This is a genomic window from Asticcacaulis excentricus CB 48, assembly GCF_000175215.2.
GTDB lineage: Bacteria > Pseudomonadota > Alphaproteobacteria > Caulobacterales > Caulobacteraceae > Asticcacaulis > Asticcacaulis excentricus.
Genome location: NC_014816.1, coordinates 2002364 through 2018537 on the forward strand (window position 1 = coordinate 2002364; position 16174 = coordinate 2018537).

Sequence of the window (16174 nt, forward strand, 5' to 3'; positions counted from 1 at the left end):
GAATAGCGATGATTTTGACAGGCTGATGCCCTTTTGCGGCCGATTTACGACGCCGGTTTGAAGGCGTCGGCTTGTTTTTGGCCATCAGCCCTCTGCTCGGGCGTCAGCCGGCCTTCAATAAACGGAACCGCATCACGCGCTTCGGATACGGCGGCACTTCCCTTCGGTCCCTTGCGAGCCAGAAGCGCCCATTTATAGGCCACAGCCAGGTCCTTTTTCACAGCCATGCCGTTAAAATACAGCATACTCAGGCGGATTTGCGCGTCGGCGTTTCCGCGGTCAGCCGCGCGATTGAAATAGCTGATTGATTTGGGCTGGTCACCGGTGTTGTAAAACAGATAGGCCATATCGGTGAGGCATTGCGTATCACCGCGATCAGCGCATTTGCTCAGCCAGAGCTTTGCTCCCTCGCGGTCGCCTGCACTATTGAGCCTCTGTCCCCACGCCTTCTCCGCAGCCTTGTCGCCCGCTTGCGCAGCTTCGTGCAACAGATTTTCGCCTTTTTCGACGTCTTTTGGAACGCTGCCGCGTCCCGTCAGGTAAAACTCGGCCAGCTTGCGTTTGATGTCAGGCGAAGGGGCTTTTACTGCCTTATAAAGGGCGAAGGCCTTATCGCGGCTGGCGACGCCTTTGTCGTCATTGTACAGGTCGGCTAGTGCGATCTGCGCGTCCACATGACCTTGCGCGGCGGCTTTTTCGTACCAGCCTGACGCGCGAGCCGCGTCATCTATCCCCCCTCGACGCTTGTCATAGGGTTTACCACTGAGATACTGCGCCTGCGCGTCCCCGGTGTTTGCCTTGATAAAGGTGATCCACTCGTTTTCACCGGTCGGCCCGGTCTTGCCCGTGAAAAACACCCCTGCGGCCACCACCACCACCAGAATAACCGGCAGCAGCACGTACCAGGCACGGACTCCACCCGTCGATTTACGCATAAATACCCCCCCCCTTATGGCTCAGGGGGTCAGGCATAGCACAGACCGAGGCTGTGACAAGCCTTAGTCTCTTCGCCGCAGATCGAGCGTCATCGGATAGTCTGGATTGATATGCAGCGCCGGGACGCGTACTCGGCCCGGCGTATGGGTCGGGGCCTCAAAGCGCGACAGGCGGCGGCCTTCGGCCTCGTTCTCATTCAGCGGCAACTGCTCGTAATTTCGCCCGCCGGGGTGCATGACGTGATAACGACAACCACCGACCGAACGTTCCAGCCGCGTGTCGATCACATCGAACTGTAGGGGCGTATTGACCGGCAGGTTGGGGTGCAGGCTCGACCACGGGGCCCAGGCCTTGTAGCGCACACCCGCCACCTGAATATGGGCGTCGCGCGTGGGGTGCAGCGGCAGGCGGCGACCATTGCAGGTGACGACGTGCTGATTACCCACGGCACCGGATAGCACCACCTCCATGCGCTCGACCGAGGAATCGACGCCGCGCGACGTGCCACCGCCGGACGGCTCCTCGCCCATTACCGGCCACGGCTCCAGGCCAGCGCGTAACTCAAGCGTCAGGCCGCCGATCTGCACGCTGCCCAGAGACGGAAAGCGGAAGTCGAAGAAGGGAATGAACCAGTCGCGGCTGAAGGCGTAGCCATGGCTTTTTAGGAAATCGAGCACCTCATAGAGGTCTTCGCGCACGTGATGGCCCAGCATAAAGCGGTCGTGTAACTGCGTGCCCCAGCGTACCAGCCCCCCCGTGTAGGGCTTTTTCCAGAATACCGCGATCAGGGCGCGGATAAGCAGCGCCTGAATGAGGTTCATCTGCGGGTGGGGCGACATTTCAAAGCCGCGCATTTCGAGCAAGCCCAGCCGCCCGCGGTCGGAATCGGGCGAATAGAGCTTATCGATGCAGAATTCCGCCCGGTGCGTGTTGCCGGTTAGATCGACCAGCAGGTTGCGCAGCAACCGGTCAACCAGCCACGGGGCCTGTTCTGCCTCGCCCTTGGGCAGGTTAGACAGGGCGATTTCCAGCTCATAGAGCGACTCGTGGCGCGCCTCGTCAATGCGCGGGGCCTGAGAAGTCGCCCCGATATACATCCCCGAAAAAAGATAGGACAGGCTGGGGTGGTTCTGCCAGAAGCGGATCATTGAGCCCAGCAGGTCGGGACGACGCAAGAACGGCGAATCCTCCGGTCTCTGCGCCCCCATGACGATGTGGTTGCCGCCACCCGTGGCGACGCGCTTGCCGTCAATCAGAAACTTGTCGGCGACCAGCCGTGCCAGACGCGCCTCCTCATAGACAGTGGTAATGATGTTTTTCAGCTCGGCCCAATGGGCCGCCGGCTGGATATTGACCTCGATGACGCCGGGGTCGGGCGTGACACTCAAGGACTCGATGCGGTGGTCGCGTGGCGGGGCATAACCTTCGATGACCACTGGCACTTTGAGGTGAGCGGCCACCGCTTCGATGGCCGAAATCAGCTCGAAATAGTGCTCGGCATAAGCGGTCGGCGGCAGGAACAAAAACAACTTGCCATGCCGTACCTCGGCACACAGGGCCGAGCGCACCAGACCATTGGGACCGGCCCAGCGCTCAGGCTCGCCCGCCGCACCGATCATTTGCGTGAAGCGCGCCACCAAAGTCTGCGCCTCCGGCAGGGCCTCGGTCGGCGCGAAGGGCGAGCGCGGCGGGAACAGATGCGCGTCAACCTCAGCCTGATCGACGAACGGAAGTGCCCCCAGCGGCAGGCGCAGTCCTACCGGCGAGTCACCGGGCAGCAGCATCATCTTCTCAGTGCGGAAACGCCAGGGGTTCGACATCCAGCCGTCGAACCGCGCAGAGTACTGGAGGGGCAGGACGAAACCCGTCGGCTGACCCAGATCATTGTCCAGAAGGGCCTGAAGCCGCTTACGCTCGGTCGCCTCATAGACATCGGCCTTCAGCATTTCGCCCTCAAGCGGCAGGCGCTGCTCCTTCCACAGGTGGTAGGGAACGTCCTCATAGGCATCGATGACGAGGTCTTCATTCAGGCCCAGCGCACCGGCCAGCGTACGAAGGAAGGTGCGCGCCGTCGCCTGCGGCTCATGGGCTGTGGCTTCCGGATCGATCAGCAGTTCAGGATTAAGCCATAACGGCTTTTGGTCCAGCCGCCAGAAGGCATTCATCGCCCAGCGCGGCAGGATCTCGCCGGGATACCACTTGCCTTGCGCGTGCTGCGCCAGCGCGCCCTTGGCGAAGCGCGCCGACAGGCGTCTGAAGAGGTCGAAACCCAATTTCTTCTTGGTGTCCGAAAGGGCCGTAAAATGCCACTCATCGCCCGTGCGGTCATCTAGCGAAACGAAGGTCGGCTCGCCGCCCATGGTCAGGCGCACATCCTGCGCCGTCAGGGCTTTATCGACCTTATGACCCAAGTCGTCGATGCGCTGCCATTCGCTATCCGTATAAGGCTGGGTGACGCGCCGCGATTCATAGATGCGCGTCACACCCATCTCATAGCTGAACTGCGACTGCGCCGGTTCGTGTGCCCCGGTGATGGGAGCCGCCGAGGTCGGGTTGGGGGCACAGCACAGCGGGATGTGGCCTTCGCCGGTGAACATGCCGGACGTCGGATCAAGTCCGATCCAACCGGCACCCGGCAGATAGACCTCATACCAGGCATGCAGGTCGGTGACGTCCTCGCTGACGCCTGAGGGGCCGTCCAGCGATTCGACATCTGCCTTGAGCTGAATCGAATAGCCGGAGACAAAGCGCGTGGCGAACCCCTTGTGGCGCAGGGCCTGACAGGCAAGCCACGCCATGTCGCGGCACGACCCTTGGAGTAGGGTCAGAGTTTCGGCAGAGGTCTGCACCCCGGGCTCCATGCGCAGGGTGTAGTTAAGCTGCGAATTAACCTTCTGATTGAAGGCGACCAGAAAATCGACCGTCCCCCACTTTTCGTGCGTCGCCGGGTTAAGGTCCGGCATCGACTGCACAAAGTCCATCAGCAGGTCGTCTTGTTCCTTGATCTCCAGATACGGCGTCAGTTCTTCTTTAAGCGACTCCGCATAGCTGAACGGGAAGTGGGTCGCCGTGTCTTCCAGAAAAAAGTCGAACGGATTGAATACCTTGATTTCGAGGACCAGATCGACCTCAACGCGGAACTGCGCGACCTTGTCGGGGAAGACGATGCGCGCCAACCAATTGCCAAAGGGGTCCTGCTGCCAGTTGATGAAGTGGTTTTCCGGCTCGACTTTGAGCCGGTAGGACTGCACATGGGCGCGAGTATGCGGGGCGGGGCGAAGCCGAATGACCTGCGGCCCCATGCCAATCGGCCGCTCGTAACGATAGTCGGTAACGTGATGCAGAGCGGTCAGTATGGTCATTCACTCATCCAATCTTACCCCTCCCTGCCGTTGGCAGGGAGAAATGGCAATCTGACCCCTGCCTGCGCCGGCAGGGAGAGGTGGTAGATATCCTACGACCTGTAATCTACAGAATCGCCGGCCCGCTTGAAGCCCCCACCACAGCATCTCGCGCTTCGCACCTCGTGCTGCCCGCCTCCCCTGCAGGATGGGGAGGTATGAAGTGAGTGGCTTCGTTTCAATTCCTCAGCTTACGTCTGCTTTTCCCACAAAATCACGTCACAGAACTGTAACGAAGACAAAAAAAATGTGTAACTCTGATACGGCACGGCATATGGACAAGACCCGGCCAAGGCCGTTTAGTTTCCCGTGAGCGAGAAGGACCACCCGTTGTTCAGCGATATTTCGAGCGACATCTTTGCGTTTAGTTTCGACGGCTTAAGTTCGCCGCTCATCGACCTGAAGTTTCGCACCGGCCCGCAAAAGGGCGACCATACGCTCGGCTGGGGTCTAGCATGGTACCCGGCAGATAATAAGGCTGCAATGGTGGCCAAGGACCCGGCCGCCAAGGACACCGTTTCGCTCAAGGGGGCGATGAGCGACTGGGAAGGATTCCGCTCGACCGTCTTCTTTTGCAAGGTGCGTGGCGCGGCCACCGGCTATACCCATCTGGAAACCCAACCCTTCACCCGGTCCTTTGCCGGTCAGGACTGGGTGTTCATGCACAATGGCAACCTCGACAAGGAAGCCATTAAGAAGCTGCACCACAACAAGTCGATCTTTCTGGAGCCGCTGGGGCGTACGGATTCAGAGCTGGCTCTGGTCTTTCTGCTTGGCAAAATCGAGGATTACGGGGCGCGCACGCTGGCGGCCATCGACCACAACGTCCTTCTGAGCTGGTTCCTGCAACTGGATGATCTTGGCTCGGCCGACATGGCCATTTCCGATGGCGTGACGGTGGCGGTCTTCTACGGCTCCAAATCGCAATCGAGCCTCTATTACAGTCGCATCAAGCCGCCGCACGCCGCTGAGGGGTTCCAGTCGGATGCCGCCTCTTTTGCCCTGAATAATCCGCGCGACACTTTCCGCACGGCGGTGGTCTTTGCCTCCTCGCCCTTCGCGTCGGGCAAGTGGACGCCGATGCAGGGCGGGCAACTGATCATCGCACGGCGTGGTGCGGTCATTTGGACCAACAAGAAAGAAGCCCCGCCGAAATTGCCGGTGCCGCCGCAGCAGCCCGACCGCCCATCCGCACTGGCGTCTCCAATCCTTCAGGGCGGCCCGCTGGAGAAGATCACCGAGCGAAATGCCCTGTTCGCCAGCGTGCAGGCCCAGTCGCAACAGGCCTCCATCGTCGCGAAGCTGGCCAGCATGAGCCACGTGCAGTCGAACGTGATCAATGCCCGCTCGGTAACCCACGCCCCGGACGGCAGCCCCCTCACCTACCGGCTTTATGACGTGGTGCATTCGACGGAATACACCTACGAGAAAGCCGTCGAACATTCGACCCACACCTTCCGCCTGTTGCCTGTCGAGGATCAGCTTCAGGAGGTCATCCATTCAACCCTGACCATTTCGGCTGAGGGTGAGGACGTGCGCTTTGAGGACGTGTTCGGCAATCAGAACATACACTATTCGATCATCAAACCGTACAAGCAACTGACCGTCTCGTGCCGCTCGCTGGTTAAGATCTTCGGTCAGGCGCCGGACGATTACGGCCCGGCCCAGCGTCAGGCGCGCTTCCCCATTTCGTGGATGCCGTGGCAGCTTCAGGTGATGGAACCTTATTTGCTGCTGCTCGAAATGCCGGAAACGCAGATTGCCGAACTGCTGGTCTATGCGCGGGCCTTTTCCGAGCGCAATGCCGGTCACGTCATGGACACGCTGAACGACATCAACCTGACCATTTATCGCGACTATCAGTACGTACCAGGATCGACCTCGTTCTCGACTACGCCCTTTGATGTCTACGCCAATCGTAAAGGCGTCTGTCAGGACTTCGCCAACCTGTTCATCACACTGGCGCGACTTCTGGGCATTCCGGCGCGCTATCGCATGGGCTACATCTTTACTGGGGCCAATTACGAAAACAAGATTCAGTCCGACGCCAGCCACGCCTGGGCCGAAGTCTATATCCCCTATATCGGCTGGCGCGGCTTCGATCCGACCAATGGCTGCCTCGTGTCACAGGACCATGTGCGGGTGGCGTGCGGGCGAAACTATCTCGATGCGACGCCGACGTCCGGCACCATCTATCGCGGTGGCGGCAAGGAGGACCTCCGGGTACAGGTGACGATGAACGAGGTCTATTTATGATAGCCCATTTGAAAGTGTCCGCGGCTTCAACAGCGGTACTTTCAAGTGGAAAGAAACGGTGAAGAATGTCTCGCGGCGGCGCCTCGAAATTTTTCGCATTTAATCCTTAGCCGGTCTTCTTTCGAATACCGAAATCAAATTGAAAGTGCGCGTATTTTTTGAGTTTTTTCGCTTTGGGGAGACACCCGCGTGAGTCTGGAATCCTATAAAACCGAAGGGTTTTTCGACGAGCTGTTCGCCAGTGACGGTGTGCCGCATCCGGCCGCCGCCGGTCTTGTCGAGCAGTTGGACGCGCTCAGCCGGGCCGACCTGAAACGCCGCCAAAAACAGGCTGAAGACATCCTTTATCAGTCGGGCAACACCTTCAACGTCTATGGCGACAAGAAGGGCACCGAGAAGATCCTTCCGTTTGATATCATTCCTCGCCTTGTATCGGCCGCGGATTGGGACAAGCTGGAGCGCGGCATCAATCAGCGTATCCGCGCCCTCAACCTGTTCATTCAGGACATTTATAACGACCAGAAAATCCTCAAGGACAAGGTGATCCCGGCCGAACTGATCTTTTCGTCGGCCTGCTATTTGAAACCGTGCGAGGGCCTGTCGCCGCCCAAAGGCGTATGGACGCATATTTCCGGCACCGACTTCGTGCGCGATGGCGACGGCGAATTCTACGTGCTGGAGGACAATCTGCGTTGCCCGTCAGGCATTTCCTACGTTCTGGAAAACCGCGCTGTGCAAAAGCGCATACTGCCCAAGGCGTTTCAGACCCTAAAGGTGCGCCCCGTCTCCAACTATGGCGACCACCTATACAAGACGCTGAAATTCATTGCCCCCGAAGGCAAGGACGAGCCCAATATCGTCGTGCTGACACCCGGCATCTACAATTCCGCCTATTTCGAGCACGCCTATTTGGCGCAGCAGATGGGCGTGCCCTTGTGCCAGAATTCCGACCTCGTGGTCGAAGATGATACCGTTTATATGCGCACGACTCAGGGCCTGAAACAGGTCGATGTTATCTATCGCCGCATTGATGATGAGTTCATAGACCCGCAGGTCTTTCGAAAGGACTCACTGCTGGGTGTCCCTGGCATCATGAACGCCTACCGCAAGGGCAAGGTGGCGCTGGCCAATGCCCCAGGCACAGGTATCGCCGACGATAAGGCCGTCTACGCCTATGTGCCGAAGATAGTGAAATACTATCTGGACGAAGACGCCATGGCTCAGAACGTGCCGACCTATATCTGTGAGGACGATAAAGAGCGCGACTACGTTCTGGCCAATCTCGACAAGCTGGTGGTCAAGGCAGTGAACCTGTCAGGCGGCTACGGTATGCTGATCGGCCCGAAAAGTACCAAGGCCGAGCAGAAGGAATTTGCCGAAAAAATCAGGGCCAAGCCGCGCGATTATATCGCCCAGCCCACCCTGTCTCTGTCGCGCGCGCCCACCCTGATCGGCAACGGCATCGAGGGCCGCCACGTCGATTTCCGCCCCTATTCGCTGTTTGGCGAAGACGTTTTCACCCTGCCCGGCGGCCTGACGCGGGTGGCGCTGAAAAAAGGCTCGCTGGTCGTCAATTCTTCGCAGGGCGGCGGGTCGAAAGATACCTGGGTGCTAGGCGAAGAGAACTATTATGGAGTGGCGGAATGACCAGCCTCTCCGCTTTATTCGGCCACCGCCGTTCAGGACCTTCCGCATGATGTTAAGCCGCGTTGCCAATTCGATTTACTGGATGTCGCGCTATTTGGAGCGCGCGGAAAACGTTGCGCGCTTCATCGACGTCAACACCCACCTGATGCTCGACATGGGTCTGAGCGTCGAGGAGACGCAGTGGTATCCTTTGATTGCCACCTCTGGCGACGATGAGGATTTCAACAAGCGCTACGCCACCGCAGATGAGAAATCCATCGTGCGCTTCCTGACTTTTGACGATAAGAATCCCAACTCCATCTTGTCTTCCATCTACCGCGCGCGCGAAAACGCCCGCACGGTGCGCGAAGTGATCCCGGTCGAGGTATGGGAAAAGATCAACGAGCTTTACCATCTGACGCAGGCCCACAGCCGCAAACGCTCGGTCGAAGCCCTCCAAGCCTACTATACCGAGGTGCGTCAGTCGGGCACCCACTTCGCCGGCATGATGATCAACGCCATGTCGCGCGGCGACGGCTGGCACTTTGCGCGAATGGGGCAGTTGCTTGAGCGCGCGGACAAGACGGCGCGCCTTCTGGACGTGAAGTACTTTTTGCTTTTACCACGTGGAGAGCAGGTCGATAGCCCCTATGACAATGTGCAGTGGGGCGCGGTGCTGAAATCGGTCAATGCTCTGGAAATGTACCGGCAGGAATACCACTCGATCAATTACCGTGACGTGACGCAATTCCTGCTGTTCTCAAAGCTGTTCCCGCGTTCGGTCCGCTTTTCGCTCGACTACGCCACCGTGTGCATGGAGGCTATCTGCGAGAAAAAGCCGGAATGCGCCGCTCTCACCGATATGAAGGCCCTACGCGCCCGTCTGATGGAAGCCGACGCCACCGCCCTCATCGCTTCGGGCCTGCATGAGTTCATCGACGCTTATCAGCTGGGGCTAAACCGGCTGGATCAGTCTGTTTATGAAACCTTCTTCAAGGACTGAGACGTCACACAATACCCGGGATCGGGCTTGCACAACCCCCGAGTGCGGTACATAGTCGCCCCAAAACAGGGGGGTACATATGCGCGTCGTCACATCTATCGTCGTCGTCGGTCTTCTTTTGACCACGCCCGCATGGGCTCAGCACAAGGCCCCGACTTCGGTGGGCCCTGATCCGTCGTCTCCGGACTACCATGAGCTTCTTCTGGATATCGGGGAAAAGGGCACCGTCTATCACCAGATTGAAACCATCAAGACCGAGACCCGCGACGGAGCGGCCAAAGTAACCCGCACAGACGCGGGTTACCGGAATGACTTTACTCTGGGAGACGACGGCTATGTCGTGAAAAAGACACTGACCCGAACGAGCATCACCATGCCCGACGGTCAGGTTATTGACAGCAAATCGACTGCCCCCGAAGCCGTCATGGTGCGTAGCCTAATCGGCAGCTTCAGTGAACTCACCTTCATCGCCGACGACAGTCTGACACCCGTCCGGTTGGAAAACTGGCCCGAGCTGCGTGAACGTAGCAAGGCCACTGTCCTGTCCCTTATTAGGGCTTCCGGTGAAAAGACATCCACCGATTTCGAGCAAAGCTTTGCGAAGATTTACGATAACCTGATCGGCCGTATGAGTTCTGAACAGGCAGCCGATCTTTATCTCAAGGCCGACAGTTTCATGGCAATTGCGCATAATGTCGGCCTAGAACGTAACAAACCGGTCATAACGGAAAGCACTGTCATCGTACCGCTTGGCAATTATCCGCTAGCCATGCGTTCGGCCCTTACGCTGACCGAGTGGAAACCGGAAGCCAATTCCGCACGCCTGTCCTACGATGTGGGTCCCACCCCCGAAGGCATGAAGGCCTTCCTTACCGAATTCATGCCGCGCTTCCTCAAGGAGGCGGGAGCCCCTGAAAACGTGCTCAAGGAGATCGATACATCGCTCAAAAACGATCCCAAGAGCAGTTTCGATATGTCCACACATTGTGATTACGATGTTGCCATCGACAACGGGCTGGTTCGTAAGGGCGGTTGCAGGCAGACCAGCACTTTCCACTTGTTGGGAGAGCAGTTCTCCAAAGTCGAAACCTACGAATTCTCCGAAAGCTTTACTGTGCCGAACTGACAACCGTCACAGAGTTGACCCAAAGTCGAGCCAAAAAGACCTTGTTTCAGGGGTCTGGTTCCTGAAAACGGGAAGGGCGAACCATGATCAGGGCGGTTGTCATCGCAGCCTGCATAACCGCAGGCGTAAGCGCGTCGGTTTCGGCTGAAGCCGCCGGCGCGACACCTCTCCAGGTCGAGTATTATCAACTCCGCCTGACCCTGCCGCCAGGGGCGGCCGTGCGTCAGACGCTTAAACGCACCACCGAAAGCGAAACCAACGGCAAGGTGATCCGCACGCGGCTGGAGGCCGAGTATCTCAGCCAGTTGTCACGGCATCCGGACGGCTACCGCGTCTTCAAAGCGCTGGTAAACACCGCGTTCCAGGTCGAAGGCCCAGAGGCCGACGCTGAGCGTCTAGAGCTGGAAAAGGTGATGCGGGCCGCTGCTAGCATCCGCGACATCACCTATATCGCCGACGAAAGCCTGACGCCGCTGCGCCTTGAGAACTGGCCGCAACTGCGCAATCGCCTCAAGGCCGCCATGCGCCGTTCTGGGGCCATTAATGCCCGCGAAGGCGACGCTTTTGACGGCCTTTATGGGCCGATGACAGCGGAAACGGCGGCGGAACAATTCCTACCGGAAGACGCTCTTCTGGCCATTCCGCACAATCTGGGTCTAAGCCTCAACAATCCTTACCGGCTGGATTCGCTGATCAATGGCCCGTTCGGCGATACGATCAGCGCGCGCGAAAGCCTCACTCTGACGGCGTGGGACGAGGCGAAGGGCGAGGCCGAAGTCCTCTACGAGTCGGGCCCGACACGTGAGGCGCTGGACGCCTACGCGAAGCGCATCCGTCCGGCGCTGGAGCAAGCGGCGGCGCGCAGCGCGCGCATTCGCAAGGCCGCCCCCGTCCCTGTCGGTGATATCCAGCTCGATATCGGGACCTCCTGTCGTTACCGCATTAGCCTGAAGACCGGGTTGGTTAGCCGCGCCGAATGCCAGTCGGTGCGCGATATACGTCAGGGCGACGACCGCCGGCGTCACCGCGAAAGCTGGGTGCTGGGCGAAACCATCAAATAATACCGGTCTGGCCATTTGGCTAAATAGGTATGACATACGTCTTGTAAGACGACAGGAAGCAGCCTAAACGTCTAAGGGTCTGTCTGACAAATACCCTTTTTGTGTAGAGGTGGTGCGCGTATTTCGGTGGCTGTGACGCACCCTATTTACTGCCTTATGCAATCGTTCCATAACAGAGTAAGGGACGAAGGGTTCAAATCGGATCGATCACTCACTTTGACACGCGTCGCGAGACGGCATCCGGGCGATTTAACGCCTTACGGACACGAGAACATGACCTTGGAAGCGCTTCCAAATGATACGCGTATGGCCCCCCGCAACGGCGCCTATGAGGAGGGACTGTCGGGCACCAATCTCGAACGCGCGGGCGACCACAATCAGCGCGTGACACTTCAGGCCATCCGCGCCCGAGGGCCGATCACGCGTGCCGATCTGGCCGATATCACCAGCCTGACCGCGCCCGCCATCGCCAATATTACTCGACGCCTGCTCAATGACGGCCTGATCCTGAAAGCCGGGCGTCTGACGGGCGGGCGCGGTCAGCCCGCCACACAGCTGGTGGTCAATCCGGACGGAGCCTTTTCGATTGGCCTCAACATCGATCGCGACCACATCACCGTCGTCGCCCTGGATTTCGTGGGTCAGGTGCGTTTTCGCATCAGCCGCGAAGTCCATTTCGCCATGCCTGACGAAGTGCGTGCCTTTGTGGCCGAAACACTGAACACCTTGCGCCGCAAACGCTTGATCGACTTCGACCGCCTGATCGGCATGGGCATCGGGATGCCAGACGACCTGGGCCGGGTGCGCCTACCCAATCGTCCTGACGCCTACGGGGTGTGGTCTGAAATCGACGTACCGGCCCTCTTCACAGGCCTGATTGATGCCCCGGTGGTCGTCGAAAACGATGCCGCGGCGGCGGCCATTGGCGAGATGCAATTCGGCCACGGCCTGCAATCGCGCTCCTTCATCTATACGCTGATTTCCGCCGGTCTGGGCGGCGGCATGGTCATAAATGGCCACTATTTCCGCGGCGCGGATGGGCGGTCAGGCGAAATCGGCTTTCTACCCATCCCTGGCGAAGCGGGGATCGAGCATACGCTTCAGGACGCGGTCTCCCTCTACGCCCTCTATGCCCGTCTGACCACACACGGTTTCGCGGCCAGCGTCCCCGCCGATCTCGAAAACCTGTCTCCGCAGGCGCAAAGCGTGGTGGATGCATGGCTGGATGACGCCGCGCAGTACCTCTACATGCCCTTTCTGACACTCAACTGCGGCCTGAACCCGGAAGCGCACTTTATCGGCGGACGGATGCCTGCCGCCATTATCGACGGCCTGTGCGACCGGCTGAATGCGCTCTATGCGCGCTTGTCCGACCGCCGTCTGCCGCCGATAGCGCCCGTGCGCCGCGCCGCGCTGGCCATCGATGCCTGCGCCTGCGGTGCGGGCATACTGCCGTTCAATGAGCGCTTCCTGCCAATTCGTGAAGCGCTAATGAAATCGGCTTAGAGCACTTTTCGGATAAAGAGCGCGTTAAACGAAACATTTGAGCCCGTCGGCGGCTCAACTAAGCCGGCGAATGCGCCTATTACACTAACGGCCGAAGATGGTAACCGCCTCCGGCCGTTGAAAGTTGAAACTCGAGACTGTCTTATATGTGTCGGCGACATGAGACAGTCTCGAAAGGCATCCCAAGCGTCATATTCAATGACCCACGATATTACTGCAAAATCACAAAATTGACGTAGAAGGGCTCAAGCGACTCCGCCGAAGCGTTGCGCAGTTCGATGGTGTCAAACTGCCCGTCCTTCACCTTGAGGTCCTTTATCGGCACGTCATAACGCACCCACTTGCCTTTCACCCCTTTGAGCGTCACCTGGCTCTCATAGGCCTTTTCGCCGAGCCGCAGACGCAGTGACACCTCCTGCTTCCCCTTGGGGCCACCATGCACCAGAAGCGTAAGGGTCTTGAAATCCGGGCCATTCAGCTTCTGCCAGGTCTGAAACGTGAAAACGTTCCAGGCGGCCATGGTGATTTCCACCGGCTTCTGATCTTCAAGCGGTACGGCCGGCGTCTGTTTGGCCCATCCGCCAATCCACCAGCCTTCTTTCATGCCATCGGCATAGGCAAGCATGGGGCCTTTCTGGGCGCGCGCCACGCCGGCGGCCATAAGCGCCAGCCCACTCGCCAATCCTTGGGCCAAAAAGCCTTTGCGTGTCAGTTCTTTCATGGTGTCCTCCTCGATACGCCGGGTGTTCCGGTCTGGTATGAGCGCCTTTGGTAAGGCGCTTTAAATCGGAGCAAACTTTCGGTTCAATTTGACCTCGCTACGCTCCGGGTACGCATACTGAAATCGATTTAAGGCCTGTCAAGCCACCCGCACACGGGCCCGCGCAAATGCGTCGCCACCTGTGGCCCTGTGGCCATAAGGCGAAGACTTCGGGCTTTGGCACCATAGGTCGGCCAGTCTGCACCGGGCGTGCCGTCGCGGGCAAAGTGGACCCAGCGCGCGCCCAGATCGGGCCAGCCCGGCCCCTCCCCCACTGGCGGGCGGTTGAAGACGAAGGTCAGTTCGGAGCCATGATGCACCGGCTGATCCGCCGGGCGATTGACCTCCAGCTGATAAAGCCACACCCGCCCGCCCTTCGCCGTGCGTTGCCGCGCCAGCCAATCGGCCGGACAGCGGAAACTGAGATCGGTGGCCAGCGTCAGTTCGGGCGGCCCCAGAACCGGGTCCGGGCGGCGATAATATGGGGCTGCGGCCTTGGCACGCGGACCAAAGGCGGCTTTCAATTGGCTTTTCAGGGTACCATGCAGGCCCAGTTCGCGCGCCGATACCCCGATAATGACCGGAATATCCGCCCCTTCACCGGCGCGGAACACCGTTTGCGGCGCGCGCGGCAAGACCTTGCCGTCCACAGTCGGCTGAAGCCAGATAAAGCTGTCGTCGTCGATAGGCGCATCCAGCCGGTCGGCGGCCGCCTGCAGGTCCCGGGCATCGGCGCGGCGCAGATCGGCCAGGGCCGCCGCGCTGTCGGGCTTTGCGCCGCTGAAACCCCTGGCCAGGGTGGTCCCCAGTGCTTCGTTTTGCGTAAGGGTACGTGGTGGCAGGCCAAATTGCGGCGTGCCCGATTGCAGGATCGCCTTGTGAAACAGCCGCTTCGCAGCCGGTGCCGCCAGCAGCAGCCCGACATTCTGTGCGCCGGCGCTGTGTCCAAACAGGGTGACATTCTTCGGATCGCCACCAAAGGCCGCAATATGATCGCGCACCCATCTCAGGGCGGCGATCTGATCCATCAGGGCGTAGTTGCCCGACGCCCCGCCCTGTTCGGCACTGAGGGCGGGATGCGACAGGAAGCCAAACACCCCCAGACGATACTGGATCGACACCAGGACCACGCCTTGCGACGGCAGGGCCGAATGGACGGTGCCTGCACCATCACCGGCGCGATTGGCCCCGCCATGGATAAACACCATGACCGGCAGGGGCTTAACCGGTCTCAGCTCTGGCGTGGCGACTTCTAGATAGAGGCAATCCTCCGAAGCGTCCTCCGCAGCCTTTTCGTTCCAGCCATATGAGACCTGTGCACAAGCGGGCGCGCTCTTTGTGGCATCACGTACGCCCGGCCACGCCTGCGGCACACGCGGCGCGGTCCAACGCGCTTCGGCGACGGGCGGCGCGGCAAAGGGAATGGCCTTGAAGCGGCTGATACCGTCCTGCGTTTGCCCGCGCAGATCTCCTTGCGGAAGATGGATAACAGGCGCGTCCTGCGCCTGGACGGGAGTCGCCAGTAACAGGCCTAAGGCGAACACTATCCGTTTCATGCCCGCCTCGTCCGTTCAGCCTTGTTTCCACAAATAGGCGGCACCGCGCACGCCCGACGAATCGCCCCAACGCGCAGGCGCAAGTTTGGCGTCCCAGCCATCCGAGAAGACATAGGGCCGGATCAGGCCTGGCAGGGCGTCATAGATTTCCGGCACATTGGATAGGCCCCCGCCGAAAACGAAGACGTCCGGATCGAGAATATTGACGATGGCCGCCATACCGCGCCCCAGTCGCGACAGCAGGGCCTCAAAAGCGGCCCTGGCTTCGGCATCGCCGTTGCGCATGGCGCTGATGATCTCTTCGCCCTTCAGCTCACGGCCGGTCGTCTGTTGAAAATCGCGCGCAAAGCCCGTGCCGGAGACCCAGGTTTCGAGGCAGCCGTGCTGACCGCACCAGCATTTGGGACCGGGATATTCTGCGGGCTTCGGCCACGGCAGGGGCATGTGGCCCCATTCGCCGGCAATGCCATTGGCTCCGTTGACCAGTTGCCCGTTGACCACCACACCGCCACCGCAGCCTGTGCCGACGATGATGGCAAAGACGCTGGAGGCCCCAGCCGCCGCCCCGTCAATGGCTTCGGACAGGGCGAGGCAATTGGCGTCATTGGCCAGACGCACCGGACGGCCAAGAGTGGTCTCAAGGTCTTCGCGGAAGGTGCGGCCGTTCAGATAAAGAGAATTGGAATTGCGCATCAAGCCAGTGCGCGGCGAGACCGATCCGGGCGAGCCAATGCCGATGCTGGCGGGCGCACCAGCCAGATCAGGACGCGTCTGGCGGGCTTCGGCTTCCACCCGCGCGATCAGGTTTTTGACTAGAAGCAGGGCCGCGTCGTAGTCGCCGGGATTGGGCTCACGCGAGCGGGCCAGAACATCTCCGCTGTCGGACAAGGCCGCCGCTTCGATCTTGGTGCCGCCAAAATCCACGCCAATATATAACATACGC

Annotated in this window: 11 protein-coding genes; 6 read left to right on the forward strand and 5 right to left on the reverse strand. The window is 59.8% G+C overall.

All coding sequences use genetic code 11. From position 1 onward, the window contains the following. Positions 1-44 precede the first annotated feature (44 nt). Together ASTEX_RS09345 and ASTEX_RS09350 are read right to left on the reverse strand one after the other, a co-directional pair. A complete protein-coding gene (locus ASTEX_RS09345) occupies positions 45-935 on the reverse strand; it encodes a tetratricopeptide repeat protein (protein WP_013479374.1) in 891 nt (296 codons plus the stop codon). Positions 936-998: 63 nt separating this feature from the next. Continuing rightward, positions 999-4298 carry a transglutaminase family protein gene (locus ASTEX_RS09350; RefSeq protein WP_013479375.1) on the reverse strand — a complete coding sequence of 1100 codons (3300 nt, stop codon included), beginning with the start codon at positions 4296-4298 and terminating at the stop codon, positions 999-1001. 369 nt (positions 4299-4667) lie between these two features. Between ASTEX_RS09350 and ASTEX_RS09355 the strand changes: the two genes are divergently transcribed. From ASTEX_RS09355 to ASTEX_RS09380, 6 genes are all read left to right on the forward strand, one after another. After that, positions 4668-6593 carry a class II glutamine amidotransferase gene (locus ASTEX_RS09355; RefSeq protein ID WP_013479376.1) on the forward strand — a complete coding sequence of 642 codons (1926 nt, stop codon included), beginning with the start codon at positions 4668-4670 and terminating at the stop codon, positions 6591-6593. Between the two features lie 189 nt (positions 6594-6782). Next, on the forward strand, positions 6783-8240 hold the full coding sequence (locus ASTEX_RS09360; protein ID WP_013479377.1) for a circularly permuted type 2 ATP-grasp protein: 1458 nt from the start codon (positions 6783-6785) through the stop codon (positions 8238-8240). A gap of 46 nt (positions 8241-8286) precedes the next feature. Beyond that, complete coding sequence (locus ASTEX_RS09365; RefSeq protein ID WP_013479378.1) at positions 8287-9222, forward strand: alpha-E domain-containing protein; 936 nt, start codon at positions 8287-8289, stop codon at positions 9220-9222. Positions 9223-9301: 79 nt separating this feature from the next. Further along, positions 9302-10348, forward strand: coding sequence for a hypothetical protein (locus ASTEX_RS09370; protein WP_013479379.1), 1047 nt, complete (start codon positions 9302-9304; stop codon positions 10346-10348). An 83-nt stretch (positions 10349-10431) separates the two neighbouring features. Further along, the gene (locus ASTEX_RS09375; RefSeq protein ID WP_013479380.1) at positions 10432-11409 is read left to right on the forward strand and encodes a hypothetical protein; all 978 of its coding nucleotides are present in this window, start codon (positions 10432-10434) and stop codon (positions 11407-11409) included. A gap of 306 nt (positions 11410-11715) precedes the next feature. Beyond that, positions 11716-12915, forward strand: a complete 1200-nt coding sequence (locus tag ASTEX_RS09380) for an ROK family transcriptional regulator (protein WP_041659153.1) — start codon at positions 11716-11718, stop codon at positions 12913-12915. A gap of 211 nt (positions 12916-13126) precedes the next feature. Here ASTEX_RS09380 and ASTEX_RS09385 read toward each other — a convergent pair whose 3' ends face one another. The 3 genes from ASTEX_RS09385 to ASTEX_RS09395 form a co-directional block, all read right to left on the reverse strand. Further along, positions 13127-13636: a hypothetical protein gene (locus tag ASTEX_RS09385; protein WP_013479382.1), complete on the reverse strand. Its 510-nt coding sequence runs from the start codon at positions 13634-13636 to the stop codon at positions 13127-13129. 128 nt (positions 13637-13764) lie between these two features. Next, positions 13765-15231 carry a carboxylesterase/lipase family protein gene (locus ASTEX_RS09390; RefSeq protein ID WP_013479383.1) on the reverse strand — a complete coding sequence of 489 codons (1467 nt, stop codon included), beginning with the start codon at positions 15229-15231 and terminating at the stop codon, positions 13765-13767. A gap of 15 nt (positions 15232-15246) precedes the next feature. Then, entirely contained in the window at positions 15247-16170 is a 924-nt protein-coding gene (locus tag ASTEX_RS09395) for an ROK family protein (RefSeq protein WP_013479384.1), read from the reverse strand. Positions 16171-16174 lie beyond the last annotated feature (4 nt).